The following is a 22,482-nucleotide window of genomic DNA, read 5'->3' as shown; positions in this document are numbered from 1 at the left end:
AGGGGCTGGACGCGTTGACTTTGCACGAACGGTCGTGCAGATTAGTTGGCGTGAGCACCGACGGACGGCTCCTCAAGGGGGAGCAGACCCGCAACGTCATCCTCTGCCGGGCCGCCGACATCGCCTCCGCGGAGGGCCTGGAGGGGCTGTCGATCGGCCGGCTGGCCACCGAGCTGCGGATCAGCAAGAGCGGCGTGTTCACGCACTTCGGCTCCAAGGAGGAACTGCAGCTCGCGACCGTCCGCAAGGCGGCCGGGGTGTTCCGCGAGCACGTGGTCGAGCCGGCCCTCGCCGTCCCCGCGGGCCTCGGCCGCGTCCGCGCGCTCCTGGACGCCTGGCGGCTCTACCAGCGCGAACCCGTCTTCCCCGGCGGCTGCTTCTTCCACTCCACGATGGCCGAGTTCGACGCCCGGCCCGGCCGCGTCCGGGACGCCATCGCCGCCTCGCAGCGCGACTGGCGCGCCTTCCTGGAACGCTGCCTCCGCGAGGCGCGGGACGGCGGGGAGATCGAAGCGTCCGCCGACGTCCCCCAGCTGGCCTTCGAACTCGACGCCCTCTGCCGGACGGGCGCCGCCCACGCCCTGCTCCACGACGACCCGGCCTTCTTCGACCGCGCCACCCGCGCCGTGAACGCCCGCCTGGCCGCCGCCACCCGCCCCGAGGGCGCGTAGCCCCTGGCCCGGTGCGTCAGCTCGCGGTCGTGTACGACGGGCGGGTGTTGAGGGTCTCGACGTCGGAGAACGACGTCCTGCGGTAGGCGCCGCTGATGGCGGCCAGCTCCTCCGGAGAAAGGACGTCCTCGATGCGCTCGAACCCCCGCGGCGCGCGCTCGCTCACGGTGTGCAGGATGCGGTCGGCGGGCATGTCGCGGCACGCCAGGACGATCGCGTTGACCGCTTCGCGGCGTTCCTCCTCGTAGGCGAGCAGACCCCGGGCGGGGTCGGCGGCCCGGGCCAGCTCGCGCGCCAGGACGCGGGCGTCGATGACGGCCTGGGAACCGCCGTTGGACCCGATCGGGTACATCGGGTGGGCGGCGTCCCCGAGCAGCGTGACGCGGCCGGACGTCCAGCGGGCGAGCGGGTCCCGGTCGACCATCGGGTACTCCAGGATCTCCGCCGCGCCGGACAGCAGCGCCGGGACGTCCAGCCAGTCGAACGTCCAGTCCGCGAAGTGGGGGAGGACGTCGCCGAGCCGCCCCGTCCGGTTCCAGTCGGCGGTGCGATCCCACCGGTCGCCCGGGATCCTGACCTCGGCGACCCAGTTCAGCAGGGCCCGGCCGCGCCGCTCGGCGCGCATGGAGATCGGGTAGACGACCAGCTTGGCGGCGGTGTTGCTGCCCGCGACGGCCAGGGTCCGCCCGGTCAGCACCGGCTCGCCCTCGGTGAGCCCGCGCCACATCCGGACGCCGTTCCACAGCGGCGGCGGCTCGCCCGGGTGCAGCCCGCGGCGGACGGCGGAGTACAGGCCGTCCGCGCCGACCAGCACGTCCGCCGCGACGGTCCCGGCGGTGCCGGACGCGCGGTCGAGCAGCCGCGCCCGCACGCCGTCGCCGTCCTGCTCCACCCCCTCGAAGACGGTGCCGGTGCGCACGGACTCCTCGCCGAGCCGCGCGAGCACGGCGTCGAGCAGCGCCATCTGCAGCTCGCCGCGGTGGATCGAGTACTGCGGCCAGTGGTAGCCGAGCGCGCGTCCGCGCGGCTCGCCCCAGATACGGCCGCCGAACCGGTCGAAGTGCACCATCTCGGCGGTGGGGACGCCGAGCTCGGCCAGTGCGCCGCCGAGGCCCAGTTCGGTGAGCTCGCGGACGGCGTGCGGGAGCAGGTTGATGCCGACGCCGAGCGGCCGGAGCCGGACGGCGGAGTCGACGACGAGCGCCTCGATGCCCGCCTCGTGCAGGCTCAGCGCGGTGGTGAGCCCGCCGATCCCGGCCCCCACGACGAGTACGCGCATCGATCGTCCCCCGCCCGTCACCGCGCCGGCTTGGAGCCCGCCTCGGCCTCCGCCGCCGGTTCGGCCTCCGCCGCCGGTTCCGGTGCGCCCCGTCCGGCCGCGGGCGCCGCGCCCGGCACCTTGGCGCCGCCGCGGACCAGCCGCCCCACCTCGGCGCGCAGCCGGACGAACTCGGGGAGCCCCCGCGTCTCGATCTGGTCGCGGGCGGCCGGCAGCTCGACGGGCAGGTCGGCGTGCACCCGGGCGGGCGCCCGGTTCAGCACCACGACCCGGTCGCCGACGTAGACGCTCTCGTCGATGTCGTGGGTGACGAGCAGGATCGTCATCTTCTCGGTCCGGTGCACCTGCAGGACGAGGTCCTCCAGGTCCTCCCGGGTCTGCGCGTCCACGGACCCGAACGGCTCGTCCATCAGCATCAGCGACGGGCGGTAGGCCAGGGCCCGCGCGATCGACACGCGCTGCTGCATGCCGCCGGACAGCTGCCAGGGGTACTTGCGTCCCGCGTCCGGCAGCCCCACCGACTCCAGCGCCTTCTCCGCGGCGGCGCGCCGCTCCGCCCGCGCCATCCCGCGCCGGCGCAGCGGCAGCGCCACGTTGTCGCGGACGGTCAGCCACGGGAACAGCGACCGGCTGTAGTCCTGGAAGACCACGGCGAGGTCGTCGGGCACCCCGTTGACGGGCGCGCCGTCCAGGGAGAGCGTCCCGCCGGTGGGCCGGATCAGCCCGGCGATGCAGCGCAGCAGGGTCGACTTGCCGCAGCCGGACGGCCCGACGATGCTGAGCAGCTCGCCGTCCGGGACGGTCAGGTCGAGGCCGTCGAGCGCGAGGTGCCCGTCGGCGTAGGAATGGGTGAGGCCGGATATCTGAAGCATCACTGGGGCCTTTTCTGTGTTCGTGTCCTGAGATTCGTAGGCATGGGGGTCATCGTCAGCTCTCCAGCCGCCGGGCACCGGTGTGCCAGGCCAGCAGGCGCCGTTCCAGCAGCATGAAGACGGCGTTGAAGAGGAGGCCGAGGATGCCGAGCATCACGATGCCCGCCCACATCCGGGGCAGTTCGAAGGAGCGCTGCGCGCCGATGAGCTCCGAGCCGATCCCGGCGGTGCTGCCGACCAGCTCCGACAGCACCATGAGGATCAGCGCGAACGACAGCGCCACCCGCAGCCCCGCGAAGATCTTGGGCGCGGCGGCCGGGAGGATGATCGTCACGATCCGGCGGACCGGGCCGACGCCGAACACGCGGGCGGTGTCCAGCTGCAGCGGTTCGACGGTGCGCACGCCGTCGGCGGTGTTGAGCAGCACCGGCCACACCACGCCGAACGCGATCGTGACGACCTGCATGGTCGCGCCGAGCTGGAACACCATGATGAAGAACGGCACGAGGGTCGGCGGCGGCACCGCGCGCAGGAACTCCAGCACCGGGCTCAGCAGGTCGCGCAGGACCGCCGAGCGCCCGATCGCCGCGCCGGCCGCGATGCCGGCGGCGCCCGCGGCGGCCCACCCGACGAACAGGTGGCCGAGGCTCGTGGAGAAGTCGTCCATCGCCTTGTCGGTGAGGAACAGGTGCGCCGCGGGGCCGCCGAACCACAGCTCGTGCAGCGCCCTGAAGATCGTCGTGGGCGGCGGGAAGTAGGTCTCGTCCACCGCCCGCGTGACCAGTTCCCACAGCACGGCGGCGGCGGCGACCAGCCAGGCGCGCTCGGCGAACCCGCGCGCCGCCCCCCGCAGGACCCCGCCGCGCGGGCGCCGCGCGGGCAGGACCGCCGGCGCCCGCGTGCTCGCCTCGCTCATGCGACTCCCTCCGCGCGTGCGGTGTGCCAGCGAAACGCGATCCGCTCCACGCCGAGCAGGCCGACGTTGGCGAGCAGGCCGAGCACGCCCGCCCAGCACGCGCCGGCCAGCAGCAGGTCGGGGCGGCCCCCGCCGGACTGGGTGTCGCTCAGGTAGATGCCCACCCCGTCGACCCCGCCGGCGAACAGCTCGGTGCTGATCACGACGATGAGGGCGACGGAGGCCGCGATCCGCACGCCGGTGGCGATGAACGGCGCGGCACTCGGCAGCGACACCCGCCAGAGCACCGCCGGAGTCCCGAACCCGAAGGCGCGCAGGCTGTCCTTGGCCACCGGGTCGACGTCCCGGAGCGCGTACAGGGTGTTGATGAGGATCGGCCACAGGCACGCGTAGAAGATCAGCGACATCTTCATCCGCGTGGGATCCGCGAACAGGATGATGGCGAGGGGGATCAGCGCGACCGAGGGGATCGGGCGCATCAGCTCGACCAGGGCCCGCGCCGCGGTGCCGAGCAGCGGTACCGAACCGAGCAGCACGCCCAGCGGGACCGCGACCAGCACCGCCAGCGCGAGCCCGCCGAACCACGCCTGGAGCGTGGCCCCGACGTCCACGAGGAACTCCCGGTCCACCGCCAGGCGGCCCGCCTCCCGCAGGATGGTGGACGCCGGGGGCAGCGCGGTCGCGTCGACGAGGCCCGTACGGCTCAGGGTCTCGACGGCGGCGGCCACGCCGGCCACCCCGGCGGCGCCGAGAAGGACGCGGCGGGGGTTCATGGAGTCGAGGCGATGAACGACTTGACGTCGATGGGCTTGTCCACGTACTTGAACTCGCTCATGAGGTCGGCCACCCGCTGGAGGGCGGCGGAGTCCAGCGTCGTCGGGTAGGTCCCCATGCTCATGGAGGCGGCCACCTTGGCGTCGATGCCCTTGGCGTAGGTCGGCAGGACGCCCTCGACCACCTTCCGGTCGGCGGCCATGCCCTGCGCCTTCCGGAGCGCGCGCTGGAACGCGGCGACCGTCTTCGGGTTCTTCTTGACGAACTTCTCGGTGGCGGCGTACCCGGCGATCGGGAGGTCGGCGGTCTTGCCGGCGGCGAGGTCGGCGACCATCCGCGCGCCCATCGACGCCGCCATCTGGGTGCCGAACGGCTCGATCGCCTGGACGGCGTCCACGCTGCTCGACTTCAGGGCCTGCTCCATGGCAGGCGGCGCGACCTCGACGAAGTTCTTGTCCTCGTCGAACTGCACGCCCTGCGGGGTGCCGGCGGCGCGGACCAGCAGCGTGCTGATGTTCCGCTTGGTGTTGACGGCGATCTTCTTGCCGGCCAGGTCCTTGATCGTCCGGTAGGGGGAGTCGCCGCGCACCATCACCGCGTGGGTCTTGGACGCGCTCCGGAACCCCTCCGCGACGATCCTCGGCTTGAAGCCGGGGTCCTTGGTCCCGGCGGTGAACAGCGAGACGTAGTTGCCGAAGCTGAAGTCGAGCCGGCCGCTCTTCAGCAGCGGGACGCCGGCCGCACCCCCCTGGATGACCTGCGTCTTCACGGTCAGGCCCTCGGCCTTGAACAGGCCCTTGGCGATGGCGAGCTGGACGGGCGCCGTGTCGGCCACGGTCATGGTGCCGAGGGTGATCTCGGACTTCTCCAGGCCGTTCGCGGACTTGCCGTCACCTGAGTCGCCGCAGGCGGCCGCGGAGAGCGCCAGCACGACGGCCAGCGCGCCGCCGAGCACCGCACGGGGGTGGGGAACGGACATGAGGATTCTCCAATGTGCCGGGGGGTTGATGGAGATCGCTAGGGGGTGGAGCCGTACATGGCCGAATTGTCCGCCATAACGCTGACATCGAGAAGGAACGGCCCGTCATGGGCGAGCCCCTCGGCCAACGCGGCGTCCAGGTCCGCGGCGGTGGTGACGGCCCGACCCGCGCAGCCGTGCCCCCGGGCCACTGCGGTGAAGTCGACGCCGGTGACGTCCGCGCCGGGGACGTCCTCGATGCCGATCCTGCGGCCGAGCGCCCGGACGGCGCCGTAACCGCCGTTGTTGAGGACGATCACGGTCATCGGCAGCCGGTACTGGGCGGCCGTCCAGAGCGCCTGGACCGAGTACATGATCGCGCCGTCGCCGAGGACGCAGACGATCCGCTCGCCGGATCCGGCCATGGCGCGCCCGACCGCCATGGGCAGGCTCCAGCCGAGCGAGCCGCTGCCCATGGTGAGGAACGCGCCGGGCCTCGTGATGGGGAGCCGCGCGTGGAACATGTCCCGGTGGCTCGGGCACTCCTCCACGATGATCGCGTCCTCGGGCAACCGCTCGCGCAGTGTCTCGACGACCAGCGCCGCGTCCATCGGGTCCGCGGCCTGCGGCTTGGCGAGCCGGGGACGCGGTTCCGGGGCGGGCCTGCCGGCCTTCTCGACGAGGTCGAGCAGGCCGGTCACCCCGGCCCGGATGGTGGTGAGGACGCTCGTCCCGACCGGCGCCCACGAGGTCTGGACCGGGTCGCAGTCGAGGTGGAACAGCCGCGTGCCCTCGGCGATGTAGGGCCCCTCGCTGTGCACGTGGTAGTTGAAGACCGGCGCGCCGAGCACCAGGACGACATCGTGTTCCGCGAGGCGCCGGGCGAGCTGCTCCCGGACGGGCGGCAGGAAGCCCTGGAACAGCGCGTGGTCCTCGGGGAACCCGGACCGTCCGGACAGCGGGCTGATCCACACAGGCGCGCCAATGCGCTCGGCGAGGTCGACGACGAGGGCGGACGCGTCCTCGTCCTCGACGCCGGAGCCGACGACGATGACGGGGTTCCCGGCGCCGTTCAGCGCGTCGGCCGTCTCGCGCAGCGCCGCCGGGTCGGCGGAGAACGCGACCCGGATCTCGCGGTGCGGGACGGGTTCGGCCGGGCGGTCCCAGTCGTCCTCGGGCACCGAGAGGAAGACCGGGCCGCGGGGCGGCGTCATCGCCATCCGGTAGGCCTCGGCGAGCGCGGCCGGGACGTCCTCGGCGCGGGCGGGCTGCCGGCTCCACTTCACGTACGGGCGCGGGAACTGCTCCGGCTCGTCGGCGCCGAGGAACGGCCGGGTCGGCAGCATCGCGCGGGTCTGCTGCCCGGCGACGATGACCATCGGCACGCGGTCGCGGTGGGCGGTGAAGACCGCGCCGAGCGCGTTCCCGACGCCGCCGGCCGAGTGCAGGTTGACCAGGGCGGCGTTGCCGGTGCCGATGGCGTGGCCCGCCGCCGCGCCCACCGCCACGATCTCCTGGAGCCCGAGCACGTAGGAGAAGTCCTCGGGGAAGTCACGGAGCATGCGCAGCTCGGTGGAGCCCGGATTGCCGAAGACGGTGGTCATCCCGACCCGTCGGCAGAAGTCGAACACCGCGTCCCGGACCGTGAACTCCGTCGTCATTCATCTGCCTTTCGTGCCCCGCGGTGCCAGCGCAGCGTCCGCCGCTCCACCGCGAGGAGAATCGTGTTGAACAGGTAGCCGAGGATGCCGAGCAGCACGATCACCGACCAGATGGTGGGGAGATCGGACTGGCTCTGCGCGTTCGTCAGCTCGAAGCCGAGCCCGTCGGAGGTACCGGGGAGCAGCTCGGCGAAGACCATCAGGATGAGGGCGAGCGACAGCGCCAGCCGCAGGCCCGCGAAGATCTTCGGCAGCGCCGAGGGGATGATGATGAACCGGATCCGCTCCAGGCCGGAGAGCCGGAACACCTCGGCGGTGGCCATCTGCGTCTGGTCGACGCTGCGCACCCCGTCCACGGTGTTGAGCAGGATGGGCCACACGGCGCCGAAAACGATCGAGGCGATCTGCATCTGCGTGCCGAGGTCGAACAGCACGATGAAGACCGGCACCACGGTGGGCGGCGGGATCGCGCGCGCGAACTGCAGGATCGGGTCGAGGTAGGCGAGCACGCGCTCGGAGCGGCCGATCATGATGCCGAGCACGACGCCGGCCACGATCGACAGCAGCAGCGCGACGGCCATCCGGGTGAGGCTCGGCGCGATGGAGTCACCGGCGTCGCCGCCGAAGTACAGGTGGGCGGCGGGGCCGGAGAACCACATCTCCCGCATCCGGCCCACGATGTCGGACGGGGGCGGGAAGAACGGGCTGTCGGCGATCCGGGTCGCCGCCTCCCAGCCGGCGACGAGGATCACCAGCGGGAGCGCGCGGTGCAGCAGGCCGCGGACCAGCCGTCCCGCGAAGCCGCCCGGGCGCGCGGCCCGCACGGTAAGGGCGGCCGCCGTCACGATGCACCACTCCTCTGCGCCTTGTGCCACCGGAACGCCCGGTTCTCGGCCTGCACCAGCACCATGTTGATGATCAGCCCGATGCAGCCGGCCCAGATGGTGCCGGCGAGCACGTCGCGGTTCCCGTCGGGGCCGGTGCCCGCCTGCGCGATGAACATGCCGAGGCCGTCGCCGAAGCCGGACAGGATCTCGGTGCTGACGGCGAGGATCAGGGCGATCGCGGCGGCGAGCCGTATGCCGGTCGCGATGAAGGGGGCGGCGCTCGGGAGCGAGACCTTGAGCAGGACCTGCAGACGGCTGAAGCCGAAGGTGCGCAGCGTCTCCTTGGCCGTGGGGTCGACGTCGTGCAGCCCGTACATCGTGTTGAACAGGATGGGCCAGCTGGAGGCGTAGACGATGAGCGGCACCTCCATGCTGAGGCCGGAGCCGAGCAGCAGCCCGGCCAGCGGGATGAGCGCGACCGACGGGATCGGCCGCAGGAACTCCACGATGGCGCGGACCGCGGTGTTCACCGCGGGGACGCTGCCGAGCAGCAGCCCGAGCGGCACCGCGATGGCGATGGCGATGAGCATGCCGAGCGCCCACGCGGTGAGCGTGACCCGCACGTTGAACAGGAAGTCCGGGTCGCCGAACAACTCGAACGCGCGCGCGGTGATGCTGGACGCGGGCGGAAGGTAGGAACGGTCCACGATCCCGGCCCTGCCCAGCACCTCGCTCGCCAGGAACAGGACCGCCACCCCGGCGGCCCCCCGCGCCCACTTGCCGGGACGCGAGAGGCCACGGGGTGGCGTCGTCTGGTGTGCCATGGGTGAATCAGTGCTCGCCGTCAGGCCGTCGGCTGGAAGAGGATCGACTTCATGTCGGGCTTCTGCTTGAGCAGGCCGGCCGCCACCATGAGGTCCACGGTCCGCTGCATGCGGGTGGAGTTCAGCGAGGTGGGGTAGCCCGGCAGCGTGATCACGCCGGCGACCTTCGCGTCGATCTTGGTGTAGGTGGGCAGGGCCTGCTCGACGATCTTGCGGTCGCCGGTGGCGAGCTTCTGCGCCTTGATGATGGCGCGCTGGAACGCCGCGGCCGTCTTCGGGTTCTTCTTCGCGAAGTCCTGCGTGCTGACGTAGCCGCTGATCGGGAGGTCGGTCACCGGCTCGGTGCCGCCGTCGACGGCCACCCGGGCGCCGAGCTTCTTCTCGGTGTCGGAGATGAAGGGCTCCACGGCGTGGATCGCGTCGACCTGCTTCTTCTGCAGCGCGGTCGGCATCTGCGGGAACGGCACCTGGACGTACTCGACCTTCGACGGGTCGACGTTGTTGGCCTTGAGGATCGCGTCCAGCGTCAGCGACTGGATGTTGTTCAGGATGTTGACCGCGACCTTCTTGCCCTCGAGGTCCTTGGGGCCACGGATCTTGGAGTCGGGCATGACCAGCAGGTCGAACGTGTGCGAGGCCAGCGTGGCGCCCTCGGCGAGGACACTGAGCTTGAGCGTGCCCTTCTCGTTGGCCTGCAGGAACGACACGTAGTTGGCGCCGGCGATGACGTTCACGTCGCCCTTGATCAGGGCGGGGATGGCCTGGGTGCTCTGCTGGACGGGCTTGATCTCGACCTTCAGCCCCTCCTCCTCGAACAGCTTCTGCTTCTGCGCGATGTAGACGGCCACGTTGTCGGCGAGCGGGAGCGCAGCCACCGTCACGGTGCTCTTCTCCAGGCCCTTACCGCCGCCGGAGTCGTCCGAGTCGCCGCACCCCACGGCGGCGGACAGGACGAGGGCGAGAGCGCTGACCAGTGCTGAAAGACGTAGGGATTGCCGCATCGGCACTCCTTAACTCGCGGGGGAAGTTGCTTCGGCAGGGCTGTAGGCCGGGGCCATGCGAGCCAGGGGAACGACTGTAGCCACCACACCGCCACGCCTGAAGATCACGTTCGAGGGAGAGTATCGCGAAGTGTGCGACTTGCGTGGTTTAGCTCCGAATTGCGTGACTCTCTTGTGTCCTACCGGCCGGTCCGGCACCGCGGCCGCCGCGGCGGCGCGACTTGCCCGGCCAGGTCACCGGCGTGTCCCGGGCGGGACCGCCCGGGGGCGCGGGAGGCCCCGTGGCGCCGGGGTTCCAGCACTATCGAATAAAGTGTCCAATAGGCCCGCAAAGCCGGCCGCCATTCCCGCCGGCCAGGGATTGCCGGGTTATGGTGACAATCCATTGCCATTCCAATTCGGAGCGTGATGGATCACGGTTCGGTCGCGATGCGCTCTTCGTGCCCGGCGGGCCGAAGGAGTGGAGTCAGCAGCGCCTGTGACGTGATGTGGCCATCCTGTGACGGTCCGCACCGGTACGCTCCGTGATCGTCCATGCTCAGGAAAACGGACATACGGGCATAAACTCACGATCACCGCATTGCTCTTTATCCGCTGTCCTATGGTCCTTTGCGGCCTATCCGGGAATGTGCTGCAATGTCGTGCGCCGAGGGTGGAGGTGATGTCGCTTTAACCCTGCGCGACTGTGAGGCCACGGAGAGTGCGACATCGTGTGGAGAGGGTGTTAGCGGCGGATGCAACCAAGCGACGAAGGTCGCGACGGTCCTCGACCAGGTAAGGTCAAGGTTCAGTCGGACCGTTCGACACGGTCAGGCAGTAGGTTGAGCCTGCGGAACTGGCGTGTGCCACAGCGGCTCATCGTGCTGATCCTGGTGCCGACGGTCGCCGCCGTCGTGCTCGCCGGGGTGCGCATCTCCAGTTCCGTCAGCGAGGCGGAGACGTACGGACGCGTCAAGCACATGGCCGAGCTCGGGGAGGGAATCACCCGGTTCGTCCAGGACTTCACGACGGAACGCGACCTGGCGGTCGAGTACAGCGCGGCCAACCGCGCCGCGGCGCTCCTGCCGGAGCTGCAGGCCCAGGAACGCCGGACCGACGCCCAGATCGAGCCGGTGCGGGCCGCCGCGTCCGCGGTCAACGCGGCCTACGGCTCGGAGGCGGTCCGCGACGCCCGCACGGTGCTGAGCCGCCTGGACGGCGTCAAGGCACTGCGCTCGCTCGTGGTCGGCACCAAGGTCCCCGCCTTCATCGTGCTGCAGAAGTACACCGAGGCGACCAACGAGCTGATCGCGATCCTCGACGGTATCTCGCAGAGCGCGGCCGACGGCGCCCTCGCCGAGTCGAGCCGTGCGCTCGGCGCCCTGGCCCGGGCCAAGGAGGCGGTCTCGCGCGAGCGGGCCCTGCTCCTCACCGGCGCGCGGTCCAAGCGCCTCGCCGCGGACGAGCTGGACGAGCTCCGGGCGGCGCGCGCGCAGGAGGACAGCGAGCTCGCGGCCTTCCGCGACTCGGCGACCCTGGAGCAGACCCAGCTGTACGAGGACACCGTGGTCGGCACCAAGATCGACCAGGCCCGCCAGGTGCGGCAGCGAGTGATCTCGGGGGCCGGCACGTCCGGCGGCCCGCTGCTCCCCTCGCTCGGCACCGCCCGCTCGACCAGGGTCATCCGGGACTCGATGACCAGCATGATCGACAAGATGCGCCAGGTCGAGCTGCAGCTGGCGAGCGACATCCGGGCGCAGAGCGACGAGCGCGGCGCGGCGGCCCGGACGTCCTCCATCACCGACGCGATCATCATCGCCGTGCTGCTGGCCGTCGTCCTGCTGGTCACGGTCGTCATGGCCCGGTCGCTGGTGCGGCCGCTGCGCCGGCTGCAGGCCGGCGCGCTCGACGTCGCCAGCACCCGGCTCCCGGGGCTGGTCGACCGGCTGCGCGACCCCGAGGCCGCGGCCGGCGGCATCGAGGTGGAGCCGATCGAGATCGACTCCACCGACGAGATCGGCCAGGTCGCGCGGGCCTTCGACGAGGTCCACCGCGAGGCGGTCCGGCTGGCGGCCGACGAGGCCGTCCTGCGCGGCAACATCAACGCGATGTTCGTCAACCTCTCCCGGCGCAGCCAGTCGCTCATCGAGCGCCAGCTGCGGCTGATCGAGGAGCTGGAGCAGAGCGAGCGCGACGAGGAGCAGCTCGCCAACCTGTTCCGGCTGGACCACCTGGCCACCCGCATGCGGCGCAACTCCGAGAACCTCCTCGTGCTCGGCGGCCAGGAGCAGGTGCGGCGCTGGAACAAGCCCGTCCCGCTCATCGACGTCGTCCGCGCGTCGCTGTCCGAGGTCGAGCAGTACGAGCGGGTCGCGCTGCGGGTTCAGGGCGACATGGCGGTCGCCGGACCCGTCGTCAACGACCTCGTCCACCTGCTGGCCGAGCTGGTGGAGAACGCCACCGCGTTCTCCTCCGAGCACACCAAGGTCACCGTCTCCGGCCAGATGCTCAGCGGCGGCGGCTGCATGCTGCAGATCACCGACAACGGCGTGGGCATGTCGCCCGAGGAGCTGGAGCAGGCCAACTGGCGGCTCGCGAACCCGCCCGTCATCGACTTCTCCGCGGCCCGCCGCATGGGCCTGTTCGTGGTCGGCCGCCTGGCCGTCCGGCACGGCATCCGCGTCGAGCTGCGCGCCGCGCAGGGCGGCGGCCTCACCGCGTTCGTGGTGCTGCCGGACGCGGCCGTCTCGCCCGGCGAGTCCGGCGGCATCGGCGCCCGCGCCGGCCTCGGGCCGCGCGAGTCCGGCTCGCACGGCCAGCTCGCCGCGCTCACCACGACGGCCGCCGAGCCGCCCGCCGGAGCGAGCGGCGCGTTCCCGCAGGACGGCTACGGCGCGCCGACGGGCGGGACCGGCCCGCGCCCCATGATCGGCGGCACCGGGCCGCTGCGGTCCGTCCGGGGCGGCACCGACGCCCAGCCGATCATCAACGAGACGGGGCCGATCCCGGTCGGCGGCGCGTTCTCCGGTGCCGAGCCGGTCGCGCCGCCGCCCATCGAGCGGCGCCCGCCGCGCGACCGCCACCGCCCGGCGGACGACCCCTACCAGCAGGGCGACCGGCAGCCGCCGCGCCGGCCGGGCGAGCTGCCCGTCCGCGAGCCGGGCCGGCACCTGCCGGACCGCCCGTCCGACGACGGCGCCTCCAACGGCCTGTTCCAGCCGCGCAACGAGCGCCCCCAGGAGCCCGCCGACCGCGGCCCCAACGCGAGCAACGGCGGCTTCCGGCCGGGCGGCCGCACCGGGCCGCAGCCCGTCGTCCCGGAGGCCCAGCCGATGGTGCCGGAGCCCGGCGCCGCGCGGCAGATCCCGTGGGAGACCGGGCCTCTCCCGGTCGGCGGCGGCCCTGTCGGCGGCCCTGTCGGCGGCTATGCCGAGGCGGCGCCGCCGATGCCCGCGCCGAACGCGCCGGAGGAGTACCTCCCGGAACCGCCCGCCCCCGCGCCTCCGCCGCCCGCGCGTTCGGAGCCGAAGGCTCCGCGGGTGCCCGAGCGCTCCCCGATCTTCGACGCGATGCAGTCCGAATGGTTCCAGCGCAGGTCGGGGAGCACGTCCGGGGAGGATCCGGTGAAGGGTTGGGAGTCGCCGGCGGACGCCGGGTTCCGCGCCGCCGAGGCCGCACGCCAGCCCGTGGCGACGTCGCGCACGACCGTGGGCCTGCCCAAGCGGGTGCCCGGCAAGAACCGCGTCCCCGGAGCCGTCGGCCGCGCGCAGCAGGCGCCCGCGGGGCCGCCGCCGGGCGGGCCCGGCCAGGCGCCGCCCGCGCCGCAGGGGCAGCAGATGCCCGGACAGCCGGCGCAGGGCCAGCAGGGTTACGGCCAGACGGCCGATGTCGTACGCAACCGCTTCGCGAGCCTGCAGCGCGGCGTCCACAGGGGACGCAACGAGGCACGCGACGCGAGCACGTCAGGTGAGACTCCGTCACAGGGTGACGGCGAGACAGGAGGCACGCGGTGAGCGGGCAAGATCTCAACTGGTTGGTGACGAACTTCGCGGACCGTGTCGCGAAGGTCGCACACGCCGTCGTGGTCTCCTCGGACGGGCTCCCGATGGCGTACTCGTCGGGCTTCCCGCCCGAGCGCGCCGACCAGCTGTCGGCGATCGCCTCGGGGTTGATGAGCCTGACGCAGGGCGCGGCGAAGATCTTCGACGCGGGCGGGGTGAACCAGACCGTCGTCGAGATGGACCGCGGGCTCCTGTTCGTGATGTCCATCACGAACGGGTCGGTGTTCGCCGTGCTCGCGGCGCCGGACTGCGACCTCGGGCTGGTCGCGTACGAGATGACGCTGCTCGTGGACCGGGTGGGCCGGGTGCTGACCCCCGCGCTGCGCGCCCAGGAGCAGCCCCCGTACTCGGGGCCGTCCGTGACCGAGATGGGCGCCGGCCCCGCCCGCTATTGACCGTGACTGACTCTGACGGAGGTCGGCGACATGGATCGAGGCAGTCACTACGGAGGCGGTCCCGGGATTCCGGGCGGCTCCGGACGCTGGCCCGGTGATCACGGTCGTGCACCGGCGCAGGGGCGGCCCCCCGAGCGGGAGGAGAGCGACACCAGCTCGCTGGTGCGCCCCTACGCGGTGACCGGGGGCCGGACGAAGCCGCGCTACGACCTGGCCATCGAGGCGCTGGTCACCGCGGCGCCGTATCCGCCCAGGGACGTGGCCGTGCTGACCCCGGAGTACCGGGCGATCATGGATCTGTGCCGGTCCGCCCGCTCGGTGGCCGAGGTGTCCGCGCTGCTGCGCCTCCCGCTCGGGGTGGCGCGCGTGCTCGTCGCCGACATGGCCGTCGAGGGCCTGCTGCGCCTGCACCAGTCGCAGCCCGCAACCACCGCCGGCGGACAGCCGGACCTCCGCTTGCTAGAAAGGGTGCTCAGTGGCCTTCGGAAGCTCTGACCAGGTCCCGGCCCCAGGGCCGCACGGCGGAGAGGCCGAGCTGACCTCGGTCAAGATCGTCGTTGGTGGCGGCTTCGGCGTCGGCAAGACCACCTTCGTCGGCTCCGTCTCGGAGATCATGCCGCTCACCACCGAGGCGGTGATGACGGCGGCCAGCGCCGACGTGGACGACCTGTCGGCCGTGCCGGACAAGACGACCACCACGGTCGCGATGGACTTCGGGCGCGTGTCGCTCGACAGCGAGCTGATCCTGTACCTGTTCGGCACGCCCGGGCAGCACCGGTTCTGGTTCATGTGGGACGACCTGGTCCGCGGCGCGATCGGCGCCGTCGTGCTGGTCGACACCCGCCGGCTGGAGGACTGCTTCGCCGCGGTGGACTACTTCGAGGAGCTCGGCCTGCCGTTCGTGGTGGGCGTCAACGGGTTCCACGGCGAGTTCCAGTACGCCGTCGAGGACATCCGCGACGCGCTGTCGATCAGCGCGCACGTGCCGATCGTCCAGTGCGACGCGCGCAGCCGCGAGTCCACGAAGCAGGTGCTGATCACGCTGGTGAAGCACGCGATGACGGTGCACGCGGGCGGGTCGCAGGCCGCCGCGCCGGCGCAGCGGCCCGGGACCACGTCCCCGAGCTGGACCTAGCCGGAGCGATGGTCACGGTCGCGTAGGTCGTGTGTACCATGCATGGTCAATCCACGTGATCGACCATGAATCCGTGTTGGGGGTCGCGATGCGCGAAATGGAGCAAATCCGGACGTATCTGGCCCTCGGTGACAGCTTCACCGAGGGCCTCAACGACCCCTACCCGGGCGAGGACGAGGTGTTCCGCGGCTGGGCGGACCGGCTCGCGGAGCACATCGCCGTGCGGAACCCCGGCCTGCGCTATGCGAACCTCGCGGTCCGCGGCAAGCTCGTCCGCCAGATCGTGGACGACCAGGTGCCGCGCGCCGTCGACCTCGCCCCGGACCTCGTCACGCTGTGCGCCGGAGGCAACGACATGATCCGTCCGGGCGCCGACCCGGACGCGCTCGCGGTCGTGTTCGACGACGCGGTCCGCAGGCTGCGCGGCACCGGCGCCCGGGTCGTGCTCTTCACGGGCTTCGACACCCGCGGGCTGCGCTCCGGCTCGCGCATCCGGGGCAAGGCGGCGACCTACAACATGCACCTGCGCGCCATCGCCGACCACCGCGGCTGCGACGTCGTGGACCTGTGGCCGCTGCGCGCCTTCAACGACCCGCGCGCCTGGCACGAGGACCGGCTCCACCTCTCGCCGGAGGGCCACCGCCGCATGGCGCTGCTGGTCGCCGGGGTCATCGGCGTCCCCGTCGAGGGGGACTGGCGGGAGCCGTGGCCGCCGCTGGACCGCGCCGACTGGCTCACCATGCGCCGCGAGGACGTCCACTGGGCGCGGACCTACCTCGTCCCGTGGATAGGACGCCGCGCCACCGGCCGCTCCTCCGGCGACGGCCGGGCCCCCAAGCGCCCCACGCCGGATCTCCTGTCCATCGACCGCGAGTGCCCGCGTCATTGAGGGTGCCCCCGGGCTAGAGCAGCGCCTCTTGAAGGGTTTCGGTGACCGGAATGCGGCGGTGCAGGCCGGTGATCTCCAGGGCGCGGCGGACGATGGGGCGCGGGCCGGCGAGGGTGAGGCTCCCGCCCGCGGCGGTCGCGGCCTTGTAGCAGTCCACGATCACGGACAGGCCGTTGGAGTCCATGAACTCGAGCCCGGCCAGGTCGAGGACGAGGTGCTCGCCGTGCTCCCTGCGCGCGGCGTTCAGATCCCTGCGGAGGTCTTCCGAGCAGGCGATATCGAGTTCTCCGCTCAGTCGGACGACGGTGCGCCCGCCGTCCGACCGCGTGGTCACTTCCAAAGGTGGCACGGGGGGCTCCCCTCCTGTGAGCACAGCACCGGCCGGAGGGTCGTCCGACCGTTGTTTTCCATGTGACAACTATCGCCGACGGCGGCCCGCCTGCCAAGCCGCCGCGCGACGGGGGTGTGCCCGTTCCTGCCGGGTCATAGGGTGCTGTCGGACGAGTACGCCCCGTCGCTGCGTAGGAGAAGGACTCACGTGAGTGCCCCCCGGCTGCCGGATCATCTCGAAGTGCTGCTCACCGAGGAGCCCGTGCTGGACGTGTACGCGCACGGTCCCTGGCGCGTGCCGGACGGTCTCTACGAGGAGATCCGCGAGCGAGCGGTCGCCTACAACACCGACAAGCGCGCGGTCGTGCTGACCCGGCAGCTCAGTGACTTCTACGGGGACGGCACCAGCGCGGCGGGAGCCGAGCAGTGGTCGCTGCTGACGTTCCTGCTGGGGGCGTCGGCGGTCCGCGGCGGGTCGCGCGGCGACGTCGACTACGAGCTGCTGTCGGACTTCCTCGCGACGCCGGAGTCGGCGGTCCGGGATCCGGCCGCGTGGTTCACGCAGGGCGGGCGGTGGCGCCCGCCCGGGTTGTGGCTGCCCGAGCCGGCGGGCGACGACCCGGAGCGGCGCGCGGTCATGTTCGATCTGGCCCGCGCGGGGCTGGAGGTGTTCGAGGGGCTGGAGCCGGTCGAGCGGCGCCGGAAGGCGCTCATGGGGCTGTTCGACCGGCGCGCCGCCGACCCGGTGCTGCGCGAGGTCGACATGACCGTCCCGAACCGGCGGCTGGAGGACGCCTGGGCTTCCGCGCTGACCGAGGAGGAACTGGCCGTCCTGCCGGAGCTGGCGGGTCCGGTCGGGTACCTGGGGTGGAGCTGCCAGGGGCTGGACGCCGCGCACGAGCGGCTGGCAGGGGCGGTCGCCGACGGGGACGGACCAGACGTGGCGCTGGCCCGGCTGCTGCTGGCGGCGGAGGCGCCGGTCGTCCCGGCGGAGCTTGCGGTCGTGCTGGGCACCACCCGTTACGAGAACGTGGAGGAACGGTTCCGCGCGGCGCGCGAGGGGTTCTCGGCGGAGGCGTGGCAGCAGGACGTCCGCGCGTGGCTGGCGCGGGGCCTGGTCGCGGGGGAGGCGGACGCGGCCCGCGCCTGGCTGGACATGGCCGTGCGCGTCACCGGCGCGGTCCAGGGGCTGCCCGACGCGGCGGCCAGCCCGAAGGCCCGCGTGCCGGTGCGCCCGTTCCAGGCCGACCTGCGGCGGCTGTTCAGCGCCCGGCGGGTCCTCAACACGCTGTCGTTCGGCGCGGGCCGGCCGGAGGAGGATGCCGGTGCGGAGCGTCCCGAACGGACGGAGGTGCCGGAGCCGGGTCTCGTCGGGCAGCCGGAGCTGTCCCGGGCACTGCGGGACGCGGTGACGGCGCGGCTGGCGGGGGAGCGGGCCGTCCGGCTGCTCGTCACCGGCCCGGAGGGCACCGGGAAGGGCACCGCCGCCGAGATCGCGGAGGAACTGCTGGCCGAGCGCGGCGCCGTCCGGGAGGCGCTGTGGATCTCCGACCAGGTGTTCGCCTCGCTGGGTGTGAGCGACGCCGTCCTGTGGCTGCAGGCCCGCGTCCGCGACTGCCTGGAGGGGCGGATGCTCCTCGTCGTGGACGACCTGGAGAAGCTCGCCGCGAGCGAGCGCTGCGGGGCCGCCGCCGTCGAGGAGCTGCGGCGGCTCATGGCCCGCGCGCCGTCGCTCAACGTCATCGCGCTGTGCCGGCCCGGCGGCGACCGGCGGCTGTTCGACGCCAACCCCGCCCTCGTGCGGGCGTTCGACGTCGCCCGCACCCGCGACTTCGCCGAGGACGACTTCGCCGAGCTGTTCACGCTGGCGGTCGCGCGGCGCGGCGCCCGGGTCGACGCGGAGGCCGCGGCGACCGCCGGGGGGCTGCTGCGCCGCACCCCGCCGCTGCTGAACCTGCGCGGCGCCCGGCTGGCCGAGCACATGGCGGGCCAGGCCGTCGCCGCCGCCCGCGCGCGAGGGGACGACCCGGTCGAGGTCACCGTCGCGGACCTGCCGCAGCGCCTCATCGCCGGCCGTCCCGCCGAGACCGACCCGCTCGCCGAACTGGCCGCCTGCGTCGGCATCGGGCCCGTCAAGCGCGAGGTCGACGCGCTGATCGCCGAGGCCAAGGCCGCGCGGCTGCGCCAGGAGGCGGGCATGACGTCGCGGGCGCGCCCCCGGCACCTGGTCTTCACCGGCAACACCGGCACGGGCAAGGGCAAGGTCGCGCGGATCCTCGGCCGGATCTACGCCGACCTCGGCGTGCTGTCGTCCGGCCACCTGGTCGAGGTGGAACGCGCCGACCTGCTCGGCGAGTACGCCAGCGAGAGCGTGCTGCGGGTGCGGCGCGCGGTGGAGCAGGCGCACGGCGGCGTCCTGCTGGTGCGCGACGCGCACGCGCTGGTGTCGGTGTCGGCCGACGCGGCGCGCGGCCGGGAGGTGCTGGACGTCCTGCTGACCAGCGTCCAGGCGCACACCGAGGACCTCGTCGTCGTGCTGACCGGCCCGCGCGCGGAGATGAACGGGCTGCTGAAGGGCCACCCCGACCTGGCCGCGTTCTTCCCTCGCACGATCGGTTTCCCCGACCTCACCGACGCCGAGCTGGTGGAGGTGTTCGAGGCCAAGGCCGCCGACTCCGGGTTCGAGCTGGCGCCCGGCGTGCTGGACAAGGTCCGCGCGCTGGTCGAGGCGGCGCCGCGCGAGCGCGGGCTCGGCAACGTCCGCATCATGACCAACCTGCTGGACCGGGCGGTCGCGATGCAGGGCCGCCGCGTCCTCGCCGACGGGATCGTGGACGAGGACGAGTCCCTCGACGTGATCCTGCTGGAGGACGTCCCCGACACGCTGACCCGCGGCCGCGACGACGTTCCCGGCGACCCGCTCGCCGAGGTCGAGCGGCTGATCGGGCTCGCCGACATCAAGCGGGAGGTGGCCGCCCTGGTCGCCGAGGTCCGCGCCGAGCAGCTGCGGCGCGACGCCAAGGTGTCGCCGGCGTCCCCGGCCCGGCACATGGTGTTCAGCGGCAACCCGGGCACGGCCAAGACGACCATCGCGCGGCTGATCGCGGCCGTCTACGCCCGGCTCGGCCTGCTGTCGTCCGGGCACCTGGTGGAGGTCACCCGCGCCGACCTCGTCGCCGAGTTCGTGGGGCAGACCGCGCCGCGGGTGCGGGGCGCGGTCGAGCGCGCCCTCGGCGGCGTCCTGTTCGTGGACGAGGCGTACGCGCTGTCGTCCGAGGGCGGCGACCGGCGCGACTTCGGCCGCGAGGCGATCGCCGAGCTGCTGCGGCTGATGGAGGAGCACCGCGGCGACCTGGTGGTCATCGTCGCCGGATACGACGCCGAGATGGAGCGGTTCCTCGCCGCCAACCCGGGGCTGAAGTCCCGGTTCCCGAAGACGCTGCGGTTCCCCGACTACACCGACGACGAGCTCGTCACGATCTTCGAGTTCATGGCGGCGGAGGCCGGGTTCGCGCTCGCGGCCGGCGTGCTGGACGCGCTGCGCGACCGCGTGGCCGCCCAGCCGCGCGGCGCGTCGTTCGGCAACGCCCGGCTCGCCCGCAACATGCTGGAGGCGGCGATCTCCCGGCAGGCGCAGCGCATCACCGCCAAGGACGACGAGGGCCGCGAGGTCGCCCCGGCGGAGGTGGGGCTGCTGCGCCCCGAGGACCTGCCCGACGCCCCGCCCCGCGCGGAGGACGGCGGGTACGGCCTCTACATCTAGCCCGCCGACGTCTGGCCCGCCTGCGCCCGGGGGCCGCCGGCCCCGTAGGCGGCGGCCTGGAGAGAGTAGAGGTCGGCGTAGAGGCCGCCGCGCGCCATCAGCGCCGCGTGGTCGCCCTCCTCGATCACCTTGCCGCGCTCCAGGACGTAGATCCGGTCGGCGTGGCGGACGCTGGCGAGCCGGTGCGTGATCAGCAGCACGGTCCGGCCGTCGGCGTGCGTGCGGATCCGCTCGAACAGCTGGTGCTCGGCCCGCGCGTCCAGCGCGGCGGTCGGCTCGTCGCAGATCAGCAGCGGCGCGTCCCGGAAGAAGCCGCGCGCGACCGCGAGCCGCTGCCACTGGCCGCCCGACAGGTCGGCGCCGCCCTTGAACCGGCGGTCCAGCAGCGTCCCGTAGCCGTGGGAGAGCTCGGCGACGACCTCCTCGGCGCCGGAGGCGCGGGCGGCGGCGAGCATCGCCGGATCCTCGGCGTCGCCGTCGGCGTGGTCGCGCCCGCGCCCCATCGTGATGTTCTGCCGCGCGGTCATCGGCCAGTGCGTGTAGTCCTGCGCGATGACGGCGATGCGCTCCCACACGTCCTGCGGCGGGACGGTGGTCAGCGGCACGTCGTCCCACCGGACCTCGCCGGCGTCCGGGTCGTACAGGCCCGCCATGATCTTGGCGAGGGTGGTCTTGCCGGAGCCGTTCTCGCCGACGAGCGCCACCACCTCGCCCTTGCGCAGGTCCAGCGAGACGCCGCTGAGGGACGGTGCGTCCGCGCCCGGATAGGTGAACGCGACGTCGCGGACGCGGATGTGCGCGAAGTCGTCCGGCAGCCGCCTGCGCTCCTCCCCGGCGGGGGCGGGTGCGAGGGCACGGTGCGGGATCCGCTTCTCGGCGGCGTCACAGAAGCGGACGTAGTCGCCGAAGTACAGGCCCTCCTCGTAGCACCGGTTCACCGCGAACACGAGGTTGGCCAGGGAGGACTGGCCAGACCGGATCGCGAGCACCGCCGTGCCCGCGACCGCCAGCGGAACCGACCCCCGCCACAGCATGATCCCCAGCGCGACGTAGACGAGGGCGGTGGCGACGCCCTTCAGCATGTCGCCGGTGACCTTCACGACCAGCTGGCGGCGCGCGACGTCCAGTTCGACGCGCCGCTGGTAGGAGGCGGACCGGTCGTACTGGTTCAGCAGGAACCGGCGCATCGTGAACGACCGCACCTCGGCCGCGTGCACCCGGTCGACCATCAGCTCGGACAGGATCCATTTGCGCCGCGTCACCCCGATCAGGGAGAGCATCATCAGGTACCGCATCCGCGCGCTGCGCAGCGACGCCCAGCCCTCCGGGACGGCGGTCAGCAGCAGCAGCGGCAGCAGCAGCGGATGCAGCACGCCGAGCGTCCCGGCGGCGGCGATCATGCCGATCGCGCCGGTGAGCACGTCCACGGCCTGCTGGACGACCATGGGCGCCGACGCCATGCCGCGCCCCTGGGCGCGCTTCAGCTCGTCCAGGAAGTCGGAGTCGTCCAGCGCGGTCATGTCCACCGCGGTCGTCGCCTCGTAGAGCCGCAGCTCGACCAGCCGCTCGACCTGCGGCTCCAGCCGCGCCTGCGCCCACCCGGCGCCCGCCTGCAGCCCGGCCCGCAGCGTCACCGCGCCCGCGACGAGCGCCAGCGACGGCAGCGCGTCGCGGACCCGGGACGGTGTCGGCGCCGCGCTGAACAGCGCGGTCAGCACCCCGGTCGTGGCCAGCAGCCAGAACGCCGTGAAGAACCCGGCGGCCACGTTGAGGGAGACCGTCGTGATCGTGTCGGCGCGGCTCGCCCGCCACGCGAGCCGCGCCGCCTGGAGGATCGTCGCCGGGAACCGCCGCGCGATCGTGCCAAGACTCGTCTCGGTGAGTTCCCTGTCCCGCGCGTGCCAGGAGAGGATCACTTCCGGCAGGCCCGGATCGGGCGGCGGCCCCACGCGGCGACGGCGGCGCCGGTCCGTCCCTCGTGGCCTGAATGACCTGGAAAAACGCCGTCCCGCACCCATGCGCCGCCCTTCGCGTGTCCTGCTCTCGTACTCCCGCCAGGGGCAGTGTGCGCCGTAAGGGGGACGGTGTCCGCTTCATCTGTCACATAGCGCGGTGATTTGTTCCGATGGAGAATCATGCGCGGGATG

Annotated in this window: 18 protein-coding genes; 7 read left to right on the top strand and 11 right to left on the bottom strand. The window is 72.8% G+C overall.

Going from position 1 to position 22,482, the window contains the following annotated elements:
- Positions 1 to 50: 50 nt before the first annotated feature.
- Positions 51 to 671: a TetR/AcrR family transcriptional regulator gene (locus SM418_RS04050; RefSeq protein ID WP_371939150.1), complete on the top strand. Its 621-nt coding sequence runs from the start codon at positions 51 to 53 to the stop codon at positions 669 to 671.
- A gap of 16 nt (positions 672 to 687) precedes the next feature.
- Here SM418_RS04050 and SM418_RS04045 read toward each other — a convergent pair whose 3' ends face one another.
- Genes SM418_RS04045 through SM418_RS04005 form a run of 9 tightly spaced genes read right to left on the bottom strand, consistent with a single transcriptional unit; the run spans position 688 to position 9,783 of the window.
- Complete coding sequence (locus SM418_RS04045; RefSeq protein ID WP_371939148.1) at positions 688 to 1,950, bottom strand: flavin-dependent oxidoreductase; 1,263 nt, start codon at positions 1,948 to 1,950, stop codon at positions 688 to 690.
- 17 nt (positions 1,951 to 1,967) lie between these two features.
- On the bottom strand, positions 1,968 to 2,822 hold the full coding sequence (locus SM418_RS04040; RefSeq protein ID WP_371939147.1) for an ABC transporter ATP-binding protein: 855 nt from the start codon (positions 2,820 to 2,822) through the stop codon (positions 1,968 to 1,970).
- A 55-nt stretch (positions 2,823 to 2,877) separates the two neighbouring features.
- On the bottom strand, positions 2,878 to 3,738 hold the full coding sequence (locus SM418_RS04035) for an ABC transporter permease (protein WP_371939145.1): 861 nt from the start codon (positions 3,736 to 3,738) through the stop codon (positions 2,878 to 2,880).
- Complete coding sequence (locus tag SM418_RS04030) at positions 3,735 to 4,511, bottom strand: ABC transporter permease (RefSeq protein WP_371939143.1); 777 nt, start codon at positions 4,509 to 4,511, stop codon at positions 3,735 to 3,737. The genes SM418_RS04035 and SM418_RS04030 overlap by 4 nt, the downstream gene beginning before the upstream one ends.
- Positions 4,508 to 5,491: an ABC transporter substrate-binding protein gene (locus tag SM418_RS04025; protein WP_371939142.1), complete on the bottom strand. Its 984-nt coding sequence runs from the start codon at positions 5,489 to 5,491 to the stop codon at positions 4,508 to 4,510. Before SM418_RS04025 ends, SM418_RS04030 begins: the two co-directional genes overlap by 4 nt.
- Positions 5,492 to 5,529: 38 nt before the next feature.
- A complete protein-coding gene (mdlC, locus tag SM418_RS04020) occupies positions 5,530 to 7,131 on the bottom strand; it encodes a benzoylformate decarboxylase (protein ID WP_371939140.1) in 1,602 nt (533 codons plus the stop codon).
- Positions 7,128 to 7,976 carry an ABC transporter permease gene (locus SM418_RS04015; RefSeq protein ID WP_371939138.1) on the bottom strand — a complete coding sequence of 283 codons (849 nt, stop codon included), beginning with the start codon at positions 7,974 to 7,976 and terminating at the stop codon, positions 7,128 to 7,130. The genes mdlC and SM418_RS04015 overlap by 4 nt, the downstream gene beginning before the upstream one ends.
- Positions 7,973 to 8,782, bottom strand: a complete 810-nt coding sequence (locus SM418_RS04010; RefSeq protein WP_371939136.1) for an ABC transporter permease — start codon at positions 8,780 to 8,782, stop codon at positions 7,973 to 7,975. Before SM418_RS04010 ends, SM418_RS04015 begins: the two co-directional genes overlap by 4 nt.
- Before the next feature lie 20 nt (positions 8,783 to 8,802).
- Positions 8,803 to 9,783, bottom strand: coding sequence for an ABC transporter substrate-binding protein (locus tag SM418_RS04005; RefSeq protein ID WP_371939135.1), 981 nt, complete (start codon positions 9,781 to 9,783; stop codon positions 8,803 to 8,805).
- Between the two features lie 842 nt (positions 9,784 to 10,625).
- Here SM418_RS04005 and SM418_RS04000 point away from each other — a divergent pair.
- The 5 genes from SM418_RS04000 to SM418_RS03980 all read left to right on the top strand — a co-directional run bounded on the left by SM418_RS04000 (position 10,626) and on the right by SM418_RS03980 (position 16,242).
- A complete protein-coding gene (locus SM418_RS04000) occupies positions 10,626 to 13,775 on the top strand; it encodes a sensor histidine kinase (RefSeq protein WP_371939134.1) in 3,150 nt (1,049 codons plus the stop codon).
- Positions 13,772 to 14,218 carry a roadblock/LC7 domain-containing protein gene (locus SM418_RS03995; RefSeq protein WP_371939133.1) on the top strand — a complete coding sequence of 149 codons (447 nt, stop codon included), beginning with the start codon at positions 13,772 to 13,774 and terminating at the stop codon, positions 14,216 to 14,218. The genes SM418_RS04000 and SM418_RS03995 overlap by 4 nt, the downstream gene beginning before the upstream one ends.
- A gap of 30 nt (positions 14,219 to 14,248) precedes the next feature.
- Positions 14,249 to 14,713: a DUF742 domain-containing protein gene (locus tag SM418_RS03990; RefSeq protein ID WP_371939132.1), complete on the top strand. Its 465-nt coding sequence runs from the start codon at positions 14,249 to 14,251 to the stop codon at positions 14,711 to 14,713.
- A 40-nt stretch (positions 14,714 to 14,753) separates the two neighbouring features.
- Complete coding sequence (locus SM418_RS03985) at positions 14,754 to 15,353, top strand: GTP-binding protein (RefSeq protein WP_371939655.1); 600 nt, start codon at positions 14,754 to 14,756, stop codon at positions 15,351 to 15,353.
- Between the two features lie 88 nt (positions 15,354 to 15,441).
- Positions 15,442 to 16,242 carry an SGNH/GDSL hydrolase family protein gene (locus SM418_RS03980; RefSeq protein WP_371939653.1) on the top strand — a complete coding sequence of 267 codons (801 nt, stop codon included), beginning with the start codon at positions 15,442 to 15,444 and terminating at the stop codon, positions 16,240 to 16,242.
- Between the two features lie 13 nt (positions 16,243 to 16,255).
- Here the strand turns inward: SM418_RS03980 and SM418_RS03975 are convergent, their stop codons facing one another.
- Positions 16,256 to 16,591, bottom strand: a complete 336-nt coding sequence (locus tag SM418_RS03975) for an STAS domain-containing protein (protein WP_371939131.1) — start codon at positions 16,589 to 16,591, stop codon at positions 16,256 to 16,258.
- Between the two features lie 189 nt (positions 16,592 to 16,780).
- Here SM418_RS03975 and SM418_RS03970 point away from each other — a divergent pair, with 189 nt between their 5' ends.
- The gene (locus SM418_RS03970; protein ID WP_371939130.1) at positions 16,781 to 20,335 is read left to right on the top strand and encodes an AAA family ATPase; all 3,555 of its coding nucleotides are present in this window, start codon (positions 16,781 to 16,783) and stop codon (positions 20,333 to 20,335) included.
- Here SM418_RS03970 and SM418_RS03965 read toward each other — a convergent pair.
- On the bottom strand, positions 20,332 to 22,284 hold the full coding sequence (locus SM418_RS03965; RefSeq protein ID WP_371939129.1) for an ABC transporter ATP-binding protein: 1,953 nt from the start codon (positions 22,282 to 22,284) through the stop codon (positions 20,332 to 20,334). The two genes, SM418_RS03970 and SM418_RS03965, sit on opposite strands and share 4 nt — an antisense overlap.
- Positions 22,285 to 22,482: the final 198 nt, after the last annotated feature.

Source organism: Actinomadura chokoriensis (assembly GCF_041463665.1).
Taxonomy (GTDB): domain Bacteria; phylum Actinomycetota; class Actinomycetes; order Streptosporangiales; family Streptosporangiaceae; genus Spirillospora; species Spirillospora chokoriensis_A.
The sequence above is the reverse complement of the archived record's forward strand: the minus strand, read 5'-3'. Positions and strand labels throughout refer to the sequence as shown.

Coding starts and splice junctions, on each gene's coding strand:
- SM418_RS04045 (WP_371939148.1), bottom strand. CDS start 1,950: ATGCGCGTACTCGTCGTGGGGGCCGGGATCGGCGGGCTCACCACCGCG.
- SM418_RS04040 (WP_371939147.1), bottom strand. CDS start 2,822: ATGCTTCAGATATCCGGCCTCACCCATTCCTACGCCGACGGGCACCTC.
- SM418_RS04035 (WP_371939145.1), bottom strand. CDS start 3,738: ATGAGCGAGGCGAGCACGCGGGCGCCGGCGGTCCTGCCCGCGCGGCGC.
- SM418_RS04030 (WP_371939143.1), bottom strand. CDS start 4,511: ATGAACCCCCGCCGCGTCCTTCTCGGCGCCGCCGGGGTGGCCGGCGTG.
- SM418_RS04025 (WP_371939142.1), bottom strand. CDS start 5,491: ATGTCCGTTCCCCACCCCCGTGCGGTGCTCGGCGGCGCGCTGGCCGTC.
- mdlC (WP_371939140.1), bottom strand. CDS start 7,131: ATGACGACGGAGTTCACGGTCCGGGACGCGGTGTTCGACTTCTGCCGA.
- SM418_RS04010 (WP_371939136.1), bottom strand. CDS start 8,782: ATGGCACACCAGACGACGCCACCCCGTGGCCTCTCGCGTCCCGGCAAG.
- SM418_RS04005 (WP_371939135.1), bottom strand. CDS start 9,783: ATGCGGCAATCCCTACGTCTTTCAGCACTGGTCAGCGCTCTCGCCCTC.
- SM418_RS03990 (WP_371939132.1), top strand. CDS start 14,249: ATGGATCGAGGCAGTCACTACGGAGGCGGTCCCGGGATTCCGGGCGGC.
- SM418_RS03980 (WP_371939653.1), top strand. CDS start 15,442: ATGCGCGAAATGGAGCAAATCCGGACGTATCTGGCCCTCGGTGACAGC.